17 protein-coding genes are annotated in these 18,027 nt (G+C 66.5%); 8 read left to right on the top strand and 9 right to left on the bottom strand.

The annotated features are described in order from the left end of the window. Positions 1–21: 21 nt before the first annotated feature. From ACFQ00_RS03815 to ACFQ00_RS03795, 5 genes are all read right to left on the bottom strand, one after another. Positions 22–1,296, bottom strand: coding sequence for an N-succinylarginine dihydrolase (locus ACFQ00_RS03815; protein ID WP_381486440.1), 1,275 nt, complete (start codon positions 1,294–1,296; stop codon positions 22–24). Continuing rightward, positions 1,293–2,726, bottom strand: a complete 1,434-nt coding sequence (astD, locus tag ACFQ00_RS03810) for a succinylglutamate-semialdehyde dehydrogenase (protein ID WP_381486437.1) — start codon at positions 2,724–2,726, stop codon at positions 1,293–1,295. Before astD ends, ACFQ00_RS03815 begins: the two co-directional genes overlap by 4 nt. Then, positions 2,713–3,732: an arginine N-succinyltransferase gene (locus ACFQ00_RS03805; protein ID WP_381486434.1), complete on the bottom strand. Its 1,020-nt coding sequence runs from the start codon at positions 3,730–3,732 to the stop codon at positions 2,713–2,715. The genes astD and ACFQ00_RS03805 overlap by 14 nt, the downstream gene beginning before the upstream one ends. An 88-nt stretch (positions 3,733–3,820) precedes the next feature. Then, positions 3,821–5,050, bottom strand: coding sequence for a hydrolase (locus tag ACFQ00_RS03800; RefSeq protein WP_381486431.1), 1,230 nt, complete (start codon positions 5,048–5,050; stop codon positions 3,821–3,823). Continuing rightward, positions 5,047–6,729: a thiamine pyrophosphate-binding protein gene (locus tag ACFQ00_RS03795; RefSeq protein ID WP_381486428.1), complete on the bottom strand. Its 1,683-nt coding sequence runs from the start codon at positions 6,727–6,729 to the stop codon at positions 5,047–5,049. The genes ACFQ00_RS03800 and ACFQ00_RS03795 overlap by 4 nt, the downstream gene beginning before the upstream one ends. A 65-nt stretch (positions 6,730–6,794) precedes the next feature. Between ACFQ00_RS03795 and ACFQ00_RS03790 the strand changes: the two genes are divergently transcribed. The 8 genes from ACFQ00_RS03790 to ACFQ00_RS03755 all read left to right on the top strand — a co-directional run bounded on the left by ACFQ00_RS03790 (position 6,795) and on the right by ACFQ00_RS03755 (position 13,247). Continuing rightward, the gene (locus tag ACFQ00_RS03790) at positions 6,795–7,553 is read left to right on the top strand and encodes an enoyl-CoA hydratase (protein ID WP_381486425.1); all 759 of its coding nucleotides are present in this window, start codon (positions 6,795–6,797) and stop codon (positions 7,551–7,553) included. Between the two features lie 84 nt (positions 7,554–7,637). After that, positions 7,638–8,390, top strand: coding sequence for a uroporphyrinogen-III C-methyltransferase (cobA, locus tag ACFQ00_RS03785; RefSeq protein WP_381487829.1), 753 nt, complete (start codon positions 7,638–7,640; stop codon positions 8,388–8,390). After that, positions 8,387–8,683, top strand: a complete 297-nt coding sequence (locus ACFQ00_RS03780; RefSeq protein WP_381486422.1) for a DUF2849 domain-containing protein — start codon at positions 8,387–8,389, stop codon at positions 8,681–8,683. The genes cobA and ACFQ00_RS03780 overlap by 4 nt, the downstream gene beginning before the upstream one ends. Then, a complete protein-coding gene (locus ACFQ00_RS03775; RefSeq protein WP_381486419.1) occupies positions 8,683–10,317 on the top strand; it encodes a nitrite/sulfite reductase in 1,635 nt (544 codons plus the stop codon). Before ACFQ00_RS03780 ends, ACFQ00_RS03775 begins: the two co-directional genes overlap by 1 nt. Further along, a complete protein-coding gene (locus ACFQ00_RS03770) occupies positions 10,310–10,735 on the top strand; it encodes a DUF934 domain-containing protein (protein WP_381486416.1) in 426 nt (141 codons plus the stop codon). Before ACFQ00_RS03775 ends, ACFQ00_RS03770 begins: the two co-directional genes overlap by 8 nt. After that, positions 10,728–11,483, top strand: coding sequence for a phosphoadenylyl-sulfate reductase (locus ACFQ00_RS03765; RefSeq protein WP_381486413.1), 756 nt, complete (start codon positions 10,728–10,730; stop codon positions 11,481–11,483). Before ACFQ00_RS03770 ends, ACFQ00_RS03765 begins: the two co-directional genes overlap by 8 nt. A 40-nt stretch (positions 11,484–11,523) precedes the next feature. Next, on the top strand, positions 11,524–12,282 hold the full coding sequence (locus ACFQ00_RS03760; RefSeq protein ID WP_381486410.1) for a precorrin-2 dehydrogenase/sirohydrochlorin ferrochelatase family protein: 759 nt from the start codon (positions 11,524–11,526) through the stop codon (positions 12,280–12,282). Next, entirely contained in the window at positions 12,279–13,247 is a 969-nt protein-coding gene (locus ACFQ00_RS03755; protein WP_381486407.1) for a zinc transporter ZntB, read from the top strand. The genes ACFQ00_RS03760 and ACFQ00_RS03755 overlap by 4 nt, the downstream gene beginning before the upstream one ends. Here the strand turns inward: ACFQ00_RS03755 and ACFQ00_RS03750 are convergent. The 4 genes from ACFQ00_RS03750 to ACFQ00_RS03735 all read right to left on the bottom strand — a co-directional run bounded on the left by ACFQ00_RS03750 (position 13,244) and on the right by ACFQ00_RS03735 (position 17,964). Next, positions 13,244–13,978, bottom strand: coding sequence for a response regulator transcription factor (locus ACFQ00_RS03750; RefSeq protein ID WP_374594803.1), 735 nt, complete (start codon positions 13,976–13,978; stop codon positions 13,244–13,246). The two genes, ACFQ00_RS03755 and ACFQ00_RS03750, sit on opposite strands and share 4 nt — an antisense overlap. A gap of 10 nt (positions 13,979–13,988) precedes the next feature. After that, the gene (locus ACFQ00_RS03745) at positions 13,989–15,524 is read right to left on the bottom strand and encodes a sensor histidine kinase (RefSeq protein ID WP_381486403.1); all 1,536 of its coding nucleotides are present in this window, start codon (positions 15,522–15,524) and stop codon (positions 13,989–13,991) included. Next, positions 15,521–17,224 carry a putative bifunctional diguanylate cyclase/phosphodiesterase gene (locus ACFQ00_RS03740; protein ID WP_381486400.1) on the bottom strand — a complete coding sequence of 568 codons (1,704 nt, stop codon included), beginning with the start codon at positions 17,222–17,224 and terminating at the stop codon, positions 15,521–15,523. The genes ACFQ00_RS03745 and ACFQ00_RS03740 overlap by 4 nt, the downstream gene beginning before the upstream one ends. Positions 17,225–17,379: 155 nt before the next feature. After that, on the bottom strand, positions 17,380–17,964 hold the full coding sequence (locus ACFQ00_RS03735; RefSeq protein WP_374594809.1) for a urate hydroxylase PuuD: 585 nt from the start codon (positions 17,962–17,964) through the stop codon (positions 17,380–17,382). Positions 17,965–18,027: the final 63 nt, after the last annotated feature.

The following is an 18,027-nucleotide window of genomic DNA, read 5'->3' as shown; positions in this document are numbered from 1 at the left end:
GCCTGCGCCGGGATGACGAATTCAGAGGTGCAACAGCTTCAGCAGCGCCCGGCGGGCTTCCCACGCCGTTTCCCAGAGCGCGGGATTGCCGAGGTCGTCGGGGGCGATGCTTTCCGGCCAGTGCGTCTCGATCATGCGTTCGAGCGCATCCGCCTTTGCATTATCGAGCAGGAAACGCGGGTCTATGGCGGCGTAGGCCGCTTCACTCACTGCAACGCGGAGGCGGAGGCACGCGGGGCCGCCGCCGTTTTTCATGGATTCGCGCACGTCGATGAAATGGCAGCCGCGGATCGGGCCGTTGCCGGCGAGCATGGTCTCCAGCCACGCCTTCACGCGCGCGTTTTCCTCGCTCTCCTTCGGCAGCACGAGCACCATCTCGCCTGAGGGCAGCGTGACGAGCTGCGAGTTGAACAGGTAGGAACCGATGGCGTCTTCGAGGCTGACCGCGCTTGCCGGAACCTCGACGATCTCGACCTCGGGCAGGCGGCGGCGCAACTCCGCATAGAGCGCCTCCCTGTTTTCGAACGCCTGCTCATGCGCGAAGAGCACGCGTTCGTTCGCGACCGCGACAACGTCGTTGTGGAACGCGCCCGCCTGGATCGCCGCATCCGCCTGCGGCCAGACGATTGCGTCATTCACGGCGTTCAGCCGCGCGACCGCCTCTGAAGCGCGCCGGTCCTGCCGCGAGGGGAAACGGCCCTGCCGCTCCTCGCCGTAGATAAAGACCTCGACACCCTTCTCTCCGTGCGACGGGCAGAGGCGCATGAAGTTCGCCGCGCCTTCGTCTCCGAACTTGGGCGGTACGGCGGCGTGAACGGCGAAGTGGCGCGTGTCCGCGAAGGCGATGGCGAGCTGTCGGTGCGTTTCGGTGTGTTCGATACTGCGATGCGCCATCGTGGAGAGGTTGGCGGCGGTGAGGTGCACACGCCCATCCGCCGTATCCGGCGCGGGCGAGACCGTGGCGGCATTTGCCGTCCATGTCGCCGAGGCCGACATGGCGTTGCGGAAAAGTACAGGGTCCGCCGCAAACCCGGCCGCGCAGACCTCCGCATCGCTGCCCGCAAAGCCGAGCGTGCGCAGCCACGGCGCGTTCGGGCGGTCGTGCGGGAGCAGGAAGCCTTGCGGCAGCCCGAGCGACATCAGGAAGCGCATCTTGCCGATGCTCTGCAGCGCGGCGGCGCGCGGACGCGAGGTGCCGCCCGCGTTCTTCGCGCTGGCGATATTGCCGAAGCTGAGCCCGGCGTAATTGTGCGTCGGGCCGATCAGCCCGTCGAAATTCACCTCGACCGTTTTCATGCCTCGTCCGCCTTCAAACCCGTGAGAATCGCGCCGCGCACCTTGCTTTCCTCAAGGCTGGCGACGGGAAATGCGCAGTAATCCGCCGCGTAATACGCGCTCGGCCGATGGTTGCCGCTGGCACCGATGCCGCCGAACGGGGCGTTGGACGCTGCGCCGTTCGTTGGGCGGTTCCAGTTGACGATGCCTGCGCGGGCGCCCGACCAGAAGCGGTCGTAAAGCGCCTGATCGCCGCCGATGAGTCCGGCGGAAAGCCCGAAGCGCGTATTGTTCGCTTCCATCATCGCGGCGGAGAAATCCGGCACGCGGACGAGTTGCAGCACGGGGCCGAACATCTCCTCGTCGGGGCGGTGCGGAACCTCCGTCACGTCGATAAGCGCGGGGGTGAGGAACGGCCGGTCCGGCACGCTGCGCGTAAGCGGCCGGATGGCGAGTGCGCCTTTGGCCTTGAGCGCCGCGACCTGATCCAGAAGACGGTCGGCGGCGCGATTGTCGACCACCGGCCCCATGAACGGCTGCGGCTCGTCGAAAGGCGCGCCGACGATGAGCTTGTCCATGAGTGCGGTCACGTGCGCGATGAGTGCCTCGTGCTTGCCCTCCTCGACGATCAGGCGGCGCGCGCAGGTGCAGCGCTGACCGGCGGAGAGAAAAGCGGACTGGACGATGAGCGCCGCGGCGGCGGGAAGGTCAGCCTCGCGCACATCCCACGCGACGAGCGGGTTGTTGCCGCCCATTTCGAGCGCGAGAATCTTGTCCGGCGTTTCGGCGAACTGGCGGGCGAGCGCGTGGCCGGTGCCAGCGCTCCCCGTGAAGAGCAGACCGTCGATGCCTTCATGCCCGGCGAGCGCGCGGCCGACATCGCCGCCGCCCTGCACGATCTCGAGCGCGCCTTCGGGAAGCCCGGCCTGCATCCAGCATTCGCGCATCAGCGCCGCCGTGCCGGGGGTCAGCTCCGACGGCTTCAACACCACGGCGTTGCCCGCGAGGAGCGCAGGCACGATGTGGCCGTTCGGCAGGTGCGCCGGGAAGTTATACGGGCCGAGCACTGCGAGGACGCCGTGCGGCCGGTGACGAAGCTGCTGCGTGAAGCTCTCGCCCTCCTTCTTCCGGCTCCCCGTGCGCTCCTGATAGGCGGAGAGCGAGATATCGACCTTGGCGATGACGCTCTGCACCTCGGTCTTGGTTTCCCAGAGCGGCTTGCCGGTTTCGCGGGAGATCATCGCCGCGAGATCGTCACCGCGATCGCGCACGATGTTCTGGTACTTCCGCATCAGCTCGACGCGTTCCGAAAGCCGCAGCGCCTCCCACCCCGGCTGCGCGGCGCGCGCGGAGACGACCGCGCGGTTCACGTCCTCGAGGCTGGCGACCGGCCCGCTCCAGACCACCTCGCCCGTGGACGGATCGATGGAGACGAGTTCAGGCTGCGACATGGCTGATCGTTTCCCCGGCCTCCAGGCCGTGCAGGCGGGTTTCCGCGGCGGTGAGGGACAGGCCCTGCGCGGTCTCGGCGGCGCTGCTCTGCCATGCGCGGAAATCGTGGAGCGTGCCCTTCGCGAGGAGAGCGCTTACCGCTCCGCCTTCGGCGAGCGCGCCATCCGCGACCGCGAGCGGACGGCACTGCTGCACGGTGCGGATGTTATCGATGTAGGCGAAGACGGTGGGGCCGCCGTCGAAGATGTCGATGTAGCCCTCGTAGATGAAGCCCTCCTTCTCCAGCAGCTTCAAGGCCGGAACGCCGGTGTCGTGCGGCTTTCCGATCACCGCGCGCGCGTCTTCGGGCAGCAGCGCCGTGTAGATCGGGTATCGGGGCATCAGATCGGCGATGAACTGGTTGCCGTGCAGCGAATTGAAGTGGTCGGCTTCCTGGAAGGGCATTTCGAAGAACTTGCGGCCGAGCCCGTCCCAGAAGGGTGAGCTGCCGTCGGGATGGTGCCAGCCGCGAAGCTCGGCGACGACGCGCGTGGGGAAACGTGCGCGGTGGCGGGCCATGAAGAGGTAGCGGCTGCGTGCGAGCAGGCGGCCGAGGCCTTCCGCGCGCAGTTCTGGGAGCAGGAAGAGGCCGCCGACCTCGGCAGACCCGTTGAAATCGTTGGTGAGGTGCAGCACTTCCATCGTGATGTTGCGCCCGAGTTCCTTCGAGGTCTGGTTCACGGTGGCGATCTTGTAGGTGTAGAAGGGCCATTCGCCGCCGAGGCGCGAAAAGATCATCGCGCTGCCGCCGATGCGGCCCGTTTCGGCCTCCTCCATCAGCAGCATGTAGAGTTCATCGTGCGGGAGCGCGCCTTCGCGCGCGAAACTCTCGCAGCTCCAGCCGATACGGCGCGCGAGCGCATCGCGGTCCGGCGGCAGGTTGGTGAAACCGCCGCCCGTCTGCCCGGCAAGCACGAGCAGGGCATCGACATCGTCCGCACGCGCGGGCCGAATGAACCAGACCATATAATCTCCCCCGGCGCGGGCGCGCCTTCACACGCGTTGTCGTGTTTTCGGGGACGATATCGTTTCCGGCGAACGGCGCCGGTGCCGATCAGGCCCCGTGGCCGTCCCAGGCACCCTGCGCGAGACGCATCAGGATCAGTGCCGACAGCCGCGCCCTTTCAACAAGGGACGCGGTAAGCAGATACTCTTGATCCGAGTGGATCGAGCCACCTCGTACTCCAAGCGTATCGACGACCGCAAGCCCCGCCGCGGCGAGATTGTTGCCGTCGCAGACGCCGCCGGTGTCGCGCCAGCCGATGTCGAGGCCGAGATCGAGGCCGCAGGCGCGCACGAGATCGAAGAGCTTCTGCTGATGCGCGTCCATCGGTTTCGGCGGGCGCGCAAAGCTGCCGGAAAGCTGGATCGAGACGTCGTGCGCGGCCGCCACCGCGCTGATCGCATCGGCGACGGCGTGCGCGGCACGGTGCTGGTCGTCGAAGGTCGAAGGGCGCATGTTCCAGCGCAGCACGGCGGTATCGGGAACGACGTTGTTCGGCCCGCCGCCGTCCATCTTGGCGACGTTCACCGACAGCGTCGGGCCTTTCAGCGCATCGAGCCGGAGTGCGAGATCGGACGCGGCGATGATCGCGTTGCGCCCTTCCTCCGGGTTGCGGCCCGCATGTGCGGCCCTGCCCGCGACGGCGGCGGCGAAGTTGCCGCTGCCCTTGCGCGCACCCGCAAGCGTACCGTCAGGCAGCGAGGCGGGCTCGAAGGTGAGGCCGATCTGGCAGCGCCGCCCGGCCTCGGCGAGCAGCGGTCCGGAACCGAGCGAGGACACCTCCTCGTCGCTGTTCAGCACGATCTCCCAGCCGAGCTGGCGTGCGAACGGCGACGCTTCGAAGCATTTGAGCGCCCAGAGCATGACGGCGATGCCGCCCTTCATGTCGGCGACGCCCGGCCCGTTCAGCACCCCGTCCGCCAGCCAGCGCAGCGCCTGGAACGCGTGGTCGGCCGGGAACACCGTGTCCATGTGACCGGTGAGGAGGACGCGCTTGTTCGCCGGGCGGTCCATGACGATGTGGAGATTGTCGCCGTGCGCGAGCGCGAAGGTGCGGCCCGCCGCGTCCACCGCCTCGACGGGCGCTGGCGGCACACGTCGGATCTCGCCGCCGAGCGGCGCGAAGGCTTCCGTCAGCACGTCCGCGTACTGCGCGAGGCCCAGAAGGTTGCGGCTGCCGGTGTTGATCCCCGCCCAGCTTTCGATCGCCGCGAGCATGGGCGCATGGGCATCATCGAGGAACGCAAGCGCCCCCGCTTCGGCATCGCTGAGCTTGGTCATACCGCTTCGTCCAGCCGCCTTCCGGGAGAAATCTCGCGCGGATCGGTTTTCACGGTGATGAGCGCGGGGACGCCGCTTTCGCGGGCGCGAACGAGCGCTGCGGGGAAATCCTCGGTGCGATCAATGGTTTCGCCATGGCAGCCGAAGCTGCGCGCAAAGGCGGAGAAATCCGGGTTCACGAGCGCGGTGCCCGATTGCCGACCCGGGTAATCGCGCGCCTGATGCATCCGGATCGTGCCGTACTGGCCGTTATCGACGACGATGAAGATCACGTTCGCGCCATAACGCGCGGCGGTGATGAGTTCATTGCCCGACATCAGGAAATCGCCGTCGCCCGCGAGCACCACGACCTCACGCTCGGGCTGGAGCAGCTTCGCGGCGATCCCGGCGGGGACGCCGTAGCCCATCGCGCCCGATGTCGGCGCAAGCTGCGTGCCGATGCGGCGGTGCTGATGGAAGCGGTGCAGCCACCCGGCGAAATTGCCCGCGCCGTTGCAATAGATGGTGTCGGCGCCGAGCACGTCGTCCAGATGCCCGATCACCTCGGCCATGTTGACACCGTTCACAACGTTCGTTGGCTGCACCCACGCCTCGTAGTCGGCACGCGCCGCGCGGGTCCAATCCGTCCAACGCGAACCATCGATGGCGAAGCCGAGTTCGCCGAGCGCGGCGCAGGCCAGCCGGATCGAGGACTGGATCGCGAGCGCCGGGCGGCGGACGCGCCCGAGCGTATCGGCATCGGGATGGATATGGACGAGGCTCTGCGCGGGACTCGGCACGGCGGGCACGGTGTAGCCCTGACTCGCGACCTCACCGAGCCGCGTGCCGAGCGCGATGACGAGATCGGCCGATTTGACGCGATCGATGAGCTTCGGGTTCGAACCGAGGCCGAGTTCGCCCGCATAGTTCGGATGCGCGTTGTCGAAGCGGTCCTTGCGGCGCCATGAGGTGATGACGGGAAGCTTCGCGCTTTCCGCGAAGCTTTGGACGGCGGCAACATCGTCTGCCGTCCAGCCCGGCCCGCCGAGCCACAGCAGCGGCCGCTCGGCAGCGTCGAGCATGTTGGCAAGCGCGGCGATGGCCGACGCATCGGGCGAGGCCTGCGGCGGCTCGATCCGCGTGGCAACCGCGGGCAATGCTTCCTCGGTGAGGATATCTTCCGGCAGCGCGATCACCACCGGACCCGGACGGCCCGAGAGGCTGAGCGCATAGGCGGAAGCGACGATCTCGTGCGCGCGGTCGGCGCGGTCGAGCACGAACACACCCTTGGCGAGCGCGCCAAACATGCGGCGGTAATCGACCTCCTGAAACGCTTCGCGCCCGATCATGTCGGTGCCGACATCGCCGACGAACAGCAGCATCGGCGTCGAATCCTGAAACGCGGTGTGCACGCCGATCGAGGCGTGCGTGGCGCCCGGCCCGCGCGTGACCATCGCGACGCCCGGCCTGCCGTTCAGCTTGCCGTAGGCCTCCGCCATGTTTGCGGCAGCGGCTTCGTGGCGGCAGGTGATGAGCGCGATTCTGTTCTGCACGCCGTGCAGCGCATCGAGGACGGCAAGGTAGGATTCGCCCGGAACGCAGAATACGTGGCTAACGCCCTGATGGACGAGAGTTTCGGCGATGGTTTCGGCCACGCTCGGCATAGGTGGATCGGTGCCCGCGTGGCGGCGCGAAGTCAAGCCGCGCGAAGCCTCTTCCCTCTCGCAGCTATCGGCTGGGGCGTATTTCCGGCATTGAGCCCGGCATGACCGACCACATTCGCATCGAACGCGACGGCCGCGTGCTCGTCGTCACCATGAACCGCCCCGACAAGAAGAACGCGCTGACGCACGCCATGTATGCGGCGATGGCGGACGCGATCGACGGGGCGCAGACGGACGACGGCATCCGCGTGGTGCTGCTGACCGGTGCGGGCGAGGCGTTCACCTCCGGTAACGACCTCGTCGATTTCCAGTCGAACCCGCCGCGTGGGCAAGATACACCGGTGGCGCGCTTTCTGCGCTCGATCCTGAACGCGGAAAAGCCGCTGATGGCGGCGGTGGGCGGCGTCGCGGTCGGCGTCGGTACGACGATGCTGCTCCACTGCGACATCGTGGTGGTTTCCGAGAATGCCATGCTGCAGACGCCGTTCACGGACCTTGCGCTGGTGCCCGAGGCGGGATCCTCGCTGCTGCTGCCTCAGGTGGTCGGCACGGCGATGGCGAGCGACATGTTCCTGACCGGGCGGCGGCTTTCGGGCGAAGAGGCGGTGAAGATCGGCCTTGCCTCCCGTTTGGCGCCACATGCCGAGCTAGACACCGAAGCGCGGCGCATCGCGCATGGCATCGCCGCGAAGGCGCCGGAATCGGTGAAGCTGACGAAGGGCCTGCTGCGCCGGAACCGCGAGGACACCGCCGCGCGTCTGCTGCTGGAAAGCGAGCTTTTCACGGAGCGGCTGAAATCCCCGGAATTCATGGAGGCCGCCATGGCTTTCATGCAGAAGCGGCCGCCGAATTTCAGCTGATCCGCGCGCCCGCCAAGCCCCGCTTGGCCGGGCCAAAGAAAGCCTTGCTTGGCCTTCGCGCGTGCGAGGATCATCTACCCCGCCATGACCATGGGCAAACTCATCCTTGTCGGCGCCGGGCCGGGAGATCCCGACCTTTTGACGCTGCGCGCGGCGCGGGCGCTCGGCCTTGCCGATGTCGTCGTGCACGACGGGCTCGTCGACGCGCGCGTGCTGGCACTTGCGCCGCACGACGCCCGCCGCATCAGCGTCGCCAAACGGCGCGCACGCCACACCATGGCGCAGGATGATATCAACGCGTTGCTGGTTGCCGAAGCGCAGGCGGGAAACACGGTTGTGCGCCTGAAGGGCGGCGATCCGTTCATCTTCGGACGCGGCGGCGAGGAAGTGGAAGCCGCGCGGGCCGCGGGCGTGCCCGTGGAAGTCGTCCCCGGCATCTCATCACCGCTCGGCGCGGCGGCCGAAGCGCTGATGCCGCTGACGCACCGCGACCATGCCTCGATCGTCAGCTTCGTCGCGGGGCAGTGCAAGGGCCTTACCGAGCAGAACTGGGCGGGGCTTGCGGGCAAGGGCCGCACGCTTGTGATCTACATGGGCGTCGCCACCGCTGCCGCCATCGCCGAGAAGCTGATGGGCGACGGGCTGACGCCGGATGTGCCGGTCGCGATCCTCGAGCGCGGCACGCTGCCGGGCGCGCGCGTCATTCGCAGCATCCTTGCCGATCTTGAAGGCACGGTGGTGCGGCACGGTGTGAAGAGCCCGGCGCTTATCGTCGTCGGCGCGGTCGCCGCGCTCGGCACGGACGTAGACATTAAAAAACTGGAGATGCAGGCGTGAAGCTGCTGACGGGGAACGATCTCAAGACCGGCGATGTCGTCTGGTGGACGGGCAGCGACTGGTCTCGCCATATCGCCGAGGCCGCGGACGTCGATGGGCATGGCGAGGCGATCGCCGCCGCGGAAGAAGCCGCGCGCCGCGTGAACGCGCCTTATGTGATCGACGGAGAAGCGACCCCCGAAGGGCCCCGCCCCGGCCATATCAAGGACCGTATCCGTGCCGCCGGACCGACCGTGCGGCCCGACCTCAACATCAAGCCCGCCGACCCGACGGCGGGAGGCTGGGTGATCTGATGTACAAGTACGATGAATTCGACCAGTCGATCGTCGACACGCGCGTCGCGGAGTTCCGCGATCAGGTTGCGCGCCGTATCGCGGGCGAGATCAGCGAGGACCAGTTCAAGCCCTTGCGGCTGATGAACGGACTCTATCTGCAGCTCCATGCCTACATGCTGCGCGTCGCCGTGCCTTATGGGACGCTCAGCAGCCGCCAGATGCGGATGCTCGCGCATATCGCGCGCAAGTACGACCGCGATTACGGCCATTTCACCACGCGCCAGAACATCCAGTACAACTGGATCAAGCTGGAGGACGCGCCCGACATTCTCGCCGATCTCGCGAGCGTCGAGATGCACGCGATCCAGACGAGCGGCAATTGCATCCGCAACACGACGTCGGACCAGTTCGCCGGTGCCGCCGCCGACGAGGTGACGGACCCGCGCCCGTGGGCGGAGCTGCTGCGCCAGTGGTCCACCTTCCACCCGGAATTCAGCTATCTGCCGCGCAAGTTCAAGATCGCCATCGTCGCGGCGGAGGAAGACCGCGCGGCGATCAAGCTGCACGACATCGGGCTGCAGCTTTACAACAACGACGCCGGCGAACTCGGCTTCCGCGTGTTCGTGGGCGGCGGCATGGGCCGCACGCCGATGGTGGCGCCGGTGATCCGCGAATTCCTGCCGACGGGCGACTTCCTCAGCTATCTGGAAGCGTGCCTGCGCGTCTACAACCGCTACGGGCGGCGCGACAACATCTACAAGGCTCGCATCAAGATCCTCGTCCATGAACTCGGCGCAGCAGAATATGCGCGGCAGGTGGAAGAAGAATGGGCGCACGTGAAGACGCTCGGCCTCGATCCGCCTCCCGGCGAATTCGAGCGCATCGCCGCGCAGTTCGCGCTGCCCGCGTTCGAGACCGGCATTGCCGACACGGTCGATCGCTCCGACCCCGATTTCGCGGTGTGGCTCGACCAGAACGTGAAGGCGCACAAGCAGCCGGGTTATGCGATCGTCAACATCAGCCTGAAGCCGGTGGGCGGGATTCCGGGCGATGCGTCTTCGGCGCAGATCGACCTGATGGCGGACCTCGCGGAAACGTACAGCTTCGACGAGCTTCGCGTCACGCACGCGCAGAACATCGTGCTGCCGCACGTGAGGAAGGCCGATCTTTACACGATCTGGCAGAAGCTGGTGGCGGCCGATCTCGCGAGCGCGAACCTCGACCTTATCAGCGACATCATCGCCTGCCCCGGGCTCGACTATTGCAGCCTTGCGAATGCGCGCTCGATCCCGGTCGCGCAGAAGATCGCGAAGCGCTTCGAAGGGCTCGACCGGCAGCGCGATCTTGGCGAACTGAAGCTGAAGATTTCCGGCTGCATCAATGCCTGCGGGCATCATCACGCCGGGCACATCGGCATCCTCGGTGTCGATCGCAAGGGCACGGAGAATTACCAGCTGCTGCTCGGCGGATCGGGCGCGGAAGACGCGAGCCTCGGGCGCATCACCGGCCCCGGTTTCGACGAGGACGGTGTCGTCGATGCGATCGAACGCGCAATCGAAAAATACCGCACGCTGCGCACCGATGGCGAGCGGTTCCTCGACACGTACCGCCGCGTCGGCATGGACCCGTTCAAGGAGGCGATTTATGGGTGATGCGCTTCGCTTCCGCGACGACACCGCGCACGAAGAACCGGCGGTGACGCTGGATGCTTTCCTCGGCCAGACCAATGCCACCGCCGTGCGGCTGGAATCGGACGAGGATGCGCGGAAACTGATCCCGCAGCTCGGCCAGCTCGCGCTCATCGAGGTCGCGTTCCCCAAGTTTCGCGACGGGCGCGGCTATTCGGCGGCGCGCATCCTGCGCGAGGCCGGATACACGGGCGAGCTGCGCGCGGCGGGCGACGTGCTCGTCGACCAGATACCCTACATGCGCCGCTGCGGCTTCGACAGCTTCGCGCCCGAGGCCGACATCGATACCGATGCGCTGGAGCGCGCGCTGTCGCGCTACGAGCATGTCTATCAGAAGGCGGCGGACGGGCGTTCGCCGGTGTGGGCGCTGCGTCATGGCTGAGGCCGCCCGCAAGCTCGACACCATCGACGTGCGCCCTGCCTACACGCAGGCGGACGCCGACGTGCTGAACGCGCGCTTCGTGGGTGTCGATACGCTTGAAATGCTGCGCGCGGTGTTCGCGGAAAAGCTGCTCGGGCGGACGGCGGTCGTCTCATCGTTCGGCACCGAGAGTGCCGTGCTGCTCGACCTCATCGCGCGCGTCGATCCGACTGTGCCGGTGGTGTTCGTCGATACGCTGAAGATGTTCCCGGAAACCGAGCGCTACCGTGTGCAGTTGCTGGACAGACTGGGGATGGCCAATCGCGACGTGGTGACGCCCGACCCCGCCGCGCTTGAAGCGAAGGACGCGACCGGGCTGCGCTGGTCCTACGACCCCGACGGCTGCTGCGCGATCCGCAAGGTGGAACCGCTCGCGCGCGCCAAGCAGGGGCTCGACAGCTGGATTTCGGGACGCAAGGCGTTCCAGTCGCAGACACGCGCCAACATTCCCCGTTTCGAGATCGAGGATGGGCGTCTGAAGATGAACCCGCTCGGCGACTGGGTGAAGGCTGATCTCGAGGCCTACTTCGCGGAGCGCGAACTGCCGCGGCATCCGCTGGAGGCGGAAGGTTATCTCTCGATCGGCTGCCAGCCGTGCACGAGCGTCGTGAAGCCGGGCGAAGACCCGCGCGCCGGGCGCTGGCGCGGCTGGGACAAGACCGAGTGCGGCATCCACACCGACAACGTGAGCGAACTGCCGAGCTTCTGAGGCTTTCCAGCCTCGCGCGGGCGTGGCATTCCTGCCGCCGATGGATCAGCTTCCCGTCTTCCTGAACCTCCGGGGCATGTCCGTGCTGCTCGTCGGCGAGGGTGAAGCCGCAGAGGCGAAGCGCCGACTGATCGAGAACGCCGGCGGACTCATAACCGACGATCCGGATACGGCGCGCATCGCCTTCATCGCCGCCGAAGCCAGCCCCGCGGACGTTGCGGTTCTGCACGCGCAGGGGCTGCTGGTGAACGTCGTCGACCGCCCCGATCTCTGCGACTTCACGGTGCCCGCGATCGTCGATCGCTCGCCTGTGCTCGTCGCGATCGGTACGGGCGGGGCCTCGGCGACGCTTGCGAAGGCGCTCCGCGAACGGCTGGAAGCCCTGCTCCCCGCCTCACTCGGCGCTCTTGCCCGGAGCATTCGCGCCGCGCGCGAGCGTGTGACGGACGCGCGGCCGACAGCATCGGGGCGTCGGCGGTTCTGGGACCGGCTGCTCGCGCCCGGCGCGACGCTCGATCCGTTGCACGAGGTCTCCGACACAGCGGCGCGGATCGATGCCGCGCTCGCGCTCAGCGATACGGACGTGGCTGAACGCCACGAGATCGTGCTCGTGAGCGACGATCCCGACGATCTTACGCTCCGGCAACTGCGCCTGCTGTCGCGCGCCGACACGATCGTGCAGGGCGAAGATATTCCCGCCGCCGTGCTCGACCGCGCCCGTCGCGACGCCGTTCGCATGCGCGATGACTCCGGTGCCCCGCGCCCCGGACTGACCATTATCCTGCGGAGACCTTCATGACGTCCGACGGTAGCTTCGCCTACACGATCCTGCCCGACGGCACGGCGACGCGCATCGATACGCCGCCCGGTTCCGGCGAGGCACCGGCGTGCGCGCTGCTGTGGCGCCACATCGACGGCAACGACACCGCGTGCCGCGAATGGCTGGAAAAGCGATCAGGCATCCCCGAAGCAGCGGTCTGGTCGCTGCTGGAACTCGAAACCCGGCCGCGCGCCGTGAAAATCGGCGAAGGTGCGCTCGTCATCCTGCGCGGCGTCAACGAAAACCCGGACGCGGACCCCGACGATCTCGTTTCGATCCGCCTGTGGGTGACGGCGGGCCATGTGCTCAGCATCAATTTTCGTCCGCTGCTCGCCATCGCAGACATGGAACACGTGCTGCGCGACCGTGCGGTGCGCGACGCCGGCGATTTCATCGTGGAGCTTGCCGACGTGCTCATCCGGCGCATCGATCACACGCTCGATGATCTTTCGAAAAGCCTCGACCTGCTGGAGGAGGACGTGATCGACGAGCGTCGCAGCCACCTGCGCCCGCGCATCGGCAAGGTGCGCCGCACCGCGATCGGGCTACGGCGCTATATCTCGCCGCAGCGCGACGCGCTCACGCAGCTTGCAAGCGGGCCCTACGGGTTCTTCGACGAGAGCGACCGCATCAATCTTTCGGCAGCGGCGAACAGCGTGACTCGGATCATCGAGGAGATCGATGCCGTGCGCGATCAGGCGGCGGTGCTTTCAGACCAGCTTTCCGATCTTCGGCAGGAGGCGGTCGGCAACCGTACGCTCGTGCTGTCGATCGTCTCGGCAGTGTTCCTGCCGCTGACGTTCATCACGGGCCTCATCGGCATGAACGTCTCGGGAATTCCCTACGCGGACGAAGCGTGGGCCTTCTATGCTGTCGTGGCTTTCAACGTGGCCCTTGGCCTTGGCGTCGTCGCCTGGCTGCGCTTGAAGGGCTGGTTCCGCTAGCGAACGGCGCCCAGCGCCTGACGCGCGAGTGCCGCGATCTCGGCGATTGCGGCAGGGTTCACCGGCATGTCGGCGCGGCCCGGATCGGCGAGGCTGTCGGCGATCTGCGCGATGCGCTGGAGCGGCGGCTCGATGAGATCGGGATTGATACCGCCGGTGAGCACGGCCTTGCGGTCGGCGATCAGGCGCTCGACCTCGGTCTGCAGGACGCGGCGCTGCTCGCTTTCGAGTTCGAGCTGTTCCTCGAGTTCCGAAAGCTCGATCGCGCGGCGCGTGACGCGCTCGTCGAGCTTAGCGTTGGCGAGCTTCAGGTTGGCGGCGTGTTGACGGCGCTGGAGCTGCGCCTCAATGCGCGCGGCGAGCACGTCGAAATCGATCGGCTTCGAGACATAATCGTCGGCACCCGCTTCGAGCGAGGCGACCACGGTCTGCGCGTCCGCGCGCGCGGTGAGCATGATCACCGGCACCTCGCTGACGCGCGAATTGGTGCGCAGTTCACGCAGCACATCGATACCGTTCATGTTCGGCATCATGTAATCGAGCAGCACGAGATCGGGCGGCGATTTTTCGATAAGCTGCAACGCGGCCTCGCCGCTTTCCGCGGACACCACCGTATAATTCAGGCGTTCAAGACGCCTGCACACCACCGAACGGTTCGCTTCCACGTCGTCCACGACGAGGATTCGGCATCCGTTCCTGTCTCCCGCATTCACAGTCATCGATACGCCCATGTCTTGTTCTTTATGCCGCCATGGTCTCAGGATTTGGTTGATTATTAATTGACCCTTTTTGCGAGCCCGTCGCATCGTCCCATTCGCGCAGCGATTCCTGATGCTTGCGCGGCACACGCAGGTTGAATGTGGAGCCGACGCCGGGCAGGCTATCGACCGAAAGCCGCGCGCCCATCAGCTCGGCAAGCCGCGCAGTGATGGCAAGGCCAAGGCCGGTGCCGCCAAAGCGGCGCGTCGTCGAGGCATCCGCCTGCACGAACGGCTGGAAGAGTTTTTCGACCTGCTCCGACGTCATGCCGATGCCCGAATCCGAAACGCTGATTTCGATCCAGTCGCGCCGCGCGATGGTGAGCGGCCGCGCCGACAGGATGACATGACCCTGCTTCGTGAACTTGCAGGCATTACCGCCGAGATTGATGAGGCATTGGCGCAGCTTCATCGAATCGTGCTCGGCGATGCCGACATCGGGCGAAATGCGCAGCTCGAGACGGTTGCCCTGCTGCTGCGCCAGAGGCTCCAGCGTCGCGCGGACCTCTTCGAGGAGGCCCTGCACGCTGAACTCGTGGACATCGACCTCCATGCGGCCCGCTTCGATCTTCGCCATATCGAGCAGTTCGTTGATCATGCTGAGCAGGTGCCGCGCCGAACCATCGATCCAGCGCGCATCTTCGGAAAGCTGTGTCTGGCCCTGTTCGGAGAGATCCTGCCTCAACACGTCGGCATAGCCGATGATCGCGTTGAGCGGCGTGCGCAGCTCGTGGCTCATGTTGGCAAGGAACTGCGACTTCGCCTCGTTGGCGTGCTGCGCGACGTCGCGCGCCTCGGCAAGCTCCGTTGCCGCGGTCGCCAGCTCGTGATCGCGGCGTTCCACCTCATCGAGCATGGCGTTCAGCGAATCGATGACGCGGCGCGTCTCGTCGTCGCCCAGACGTTCGACGCGCTGCGCATAGTCGCCGCTGTCGCGGATGCGCTCCATCGCCAGCGTCATCACCTTGAGCGGCCGGAACAGCAGCACGCTGATCCCCGCCGCGAAAAACAGCGAGACGAGGAACGCGACGGCGATGATCCCGATGACGGCGAAGAGATAAGCGAACGAGGGCTTGGTTTCGAACTTCTGGACCGTGGTGATCTCAATCGAACCGAGCATCTTGCCCTTCGCGACGATCGGCGCCGAAGAGACCGCCCTTCGCCCCGTGGGGTCAGCCGCCGTGCGCTTCAGCGTGATGATATCCTTGCCCGACACGTCGCGGACGCGCACCTGCCGGATCACCTCCACCGAATCGAGCTGGCGCAGCACGCGCAGCGTCTCGTCCGTATCTCCTGCGAGGATCGGCCCCGCCGCGATACTGGCGACGCCCTGCGTGGTCAGTTCCTGGATCTTGTAGGTGGCCGCGACGACGGTTTGATACTGGAGATAGGCGAACACCGAGCTCGCGAGCGCGAGCGCCACCGTACACGCGAACAGAACCGCTGCCGCAAGTTTTACACGGAAGGGCAGACGCTCAAGACGTGCCCTGAAGCCCGAGCGCGCCTTCGCATTGGTCAAAGCGCCGCTCCGAGATGCTCCGGCTCATGCGCGTCGCGCCAGGTTTCGAATTCGGCGAGCGGGATCGGCTTCGAAATCCAGTAGCCCTGCAGGATTTCACAGCCGATGACGCTGAGGATATCGGCCTGGATCTCGCTTTCGACGCCTTCGGCGACGCACTCGTAGCCGAGCCCGCCGGCAAGGCTGACGATCGCCTGAATGATCGTGCGCGAATCCGCGCTGGTGGCGACGTCCTTCACGAGAGAACGATCGATCTTAAGGCGGTCGATCGGCAGATCCTTCAAACGCGCGAGGTTCGAATAGCCCGTGCCGAAATCATCGATGGCGATGCTGATGCCGAGCCCACGCACTTCGGCGAGGCGATCGACGATCACCGGATCGGACGACATCACCGTTGATTCGGTGATCTCGATTTCCAGCATCTCGGGCGGTGCCGACGACGCTTCGATGCACGCGCGGACATGTCGCACGAAATCGGTGCGCTCTACCTGCTGCGGCGAGACGTTGACGCTGAGCTTGAGCTTGTCGCCGCGGGCGTGCCATTCGCCGACGATCCGCGCGGCTTCCGCGATCACCCAGCGGCCCACATCGACAATGAGGCCGCTATCTTCGGCGATATCGATGAACGAAGCCGGGGCGCGCAGCGTCTTGTCCGGGTGGCGCCAGCGGATGAGCGCCTCCGCCGAGACGAGCTGGCCGCTTTCCGCATTGATCTGCGGCTGCATGTGCAGCTCGAACTGCCCGCCCGCGATCGCCGCGCGCAGCATCGATTCGAGCTGCAGCCGATCGCGCACGCGCTCGTGCATCGCGGCCTCGAACAGGTGATACTGATTCCGTCCGCTGTCCTTCGCGTAATACATCGCCGTGTCGGCGTTGCGGGTGAGCGTCTCGTAGGTCTCGCCGTCGTCGGGCGCGATGCAGATGCCGATGCTGGCGCCGATCACGATCGACTGGCCCGCGAACTCGAAGGGTTCCTGCATGGCGCGCAGGATCTGCCGCGCGAGCTTGGTGGCATCGGCGGGACCCGCCACATCGGGGAGGAGGACGGTGAACTCATCACCGGCGAGACGCGCCAGCACGGCCTCGCCGCAGCCCGGCCCGCGGCGATTCGATTCGGCGGAAAGCAGCACGCGCATCCGTGCCGCGAACATCGCCAGCAGCACATCGCCCTGCGCGTGGCCGAGGCTGTCGTTCACCGACTTGAAGCGATCAAGATCGATGAACAGGATCGCGCTCTTCGCACCCTCACGGCGCGCCATGCTGCGCAGGTGGCGCTCGACGGTGCGGCGGAAGCTGAGGCGATTGGGAAGATCGGTGACGGGATCCTGCAGCGCGGTCTGCTGGATCGTGTCGATATTGGTCTGGATGCGCTTCTTGAACAGCTCGATCGCCGCCGTCAGCTTCGGGAGCGTGCGGCGCACGGTCCGCGGGATCGGCGGTGGAACGTCGCCGTCGCGGCGCGGGCGCACGAAATCGGTGATCTTCTCGACCGCGATCACGACCGGCGCCATCGTATAATGCACCGCCGCGAAGACAGCCGCGGCACTGGCGATCACGACACCGGCCAGAACGAGCAGCGAACCTGCCGACGGCAGGCTCGGCGGCCAGCCAAGACTGTAGGCGAACACCAGCAAGGCGATCACGGCAGAGGCCGCGCCAGCATAGACAAGCGAACGGATGCGCAGCTGTGTTTCGAACAATCCGAATACTCCGTGCCCCCGCGCGGACCGGTGCGCGAGGCTCGGGAGACACTCGCAGGATAAGGTAAATATTCTCTAAGCCACGCTGCTCGAACGAAAAGGGGCGGCCCCAAAGGACCGCCCCCGCTCACGTGGCCTTGCGCCGCGCGCTTGGCTTAGATCGGCCAGGACTGGTAGGCCGCCATCGCATAGAGCATCGGGATCGAGAGCACCGTGTTGGTGCGGCTCGTCAGCATCGCAACGCGGGCAGCCTTGGCCTTCGCCGCGTCTTCCGCCGGTACGATACCGAGCGCCTTCTTCTGGTTCGGCCAGATGATGAACCAGACGTTGAACGCCATGATCAGCGCCAGCCACATGCCGATGCCGATCAGGCGGAACGGTGACTGCAGCGTCAGCGCCTCGACGAGGTAGCCGAGGTGGCCGGCCAGAAGCAGGCCGAACAGCACCGTGAACGCCGCGCCCCAGCGAAAGAAGAACAGCGCCTTGGGGGCGATGTGCTTGCTCACCGCCGGCTTCTGTTCGGCCGGAATCGCCGGCATCGTGGGGATCTGGACGAAATTGAAGTAGTAGAGCAGCCCGATCCAGGTGATGCCCGCGAACACGTGCAGCCAGCGCAGCACAGTCTGCCCGAAAAGTGCGCCGTTGGCGGCGAAATCGCCATGCAGCCCGAAGATCAGAGCGATCGCGAGGACCAGCCCCAGACCCAGCGTAAGATGCAGATTTTCAAGAATTTTGCCCATCAGCAGTTTCCCCCGCGGCGTTCCCTGTTTCGACCCCGATGCGCGCCGCGTACGCAGCAAGGG

Origin of the sequence: Sphingosinicella xenopeptidilytica (assembly GCF_042676985.1) — a bacterium.
Classification (GTDB): domain Bacteria; phylum Pseudomonadota; class Alphaproteobacteria; order Sphingomonadales; family Sphingomonadaceae; genus Sphingosinicella; species Sphingosinicella xenopeptidilytica.
This window is presented reverse-complemented; position numbering and strand designations above follow the sequence as displayed.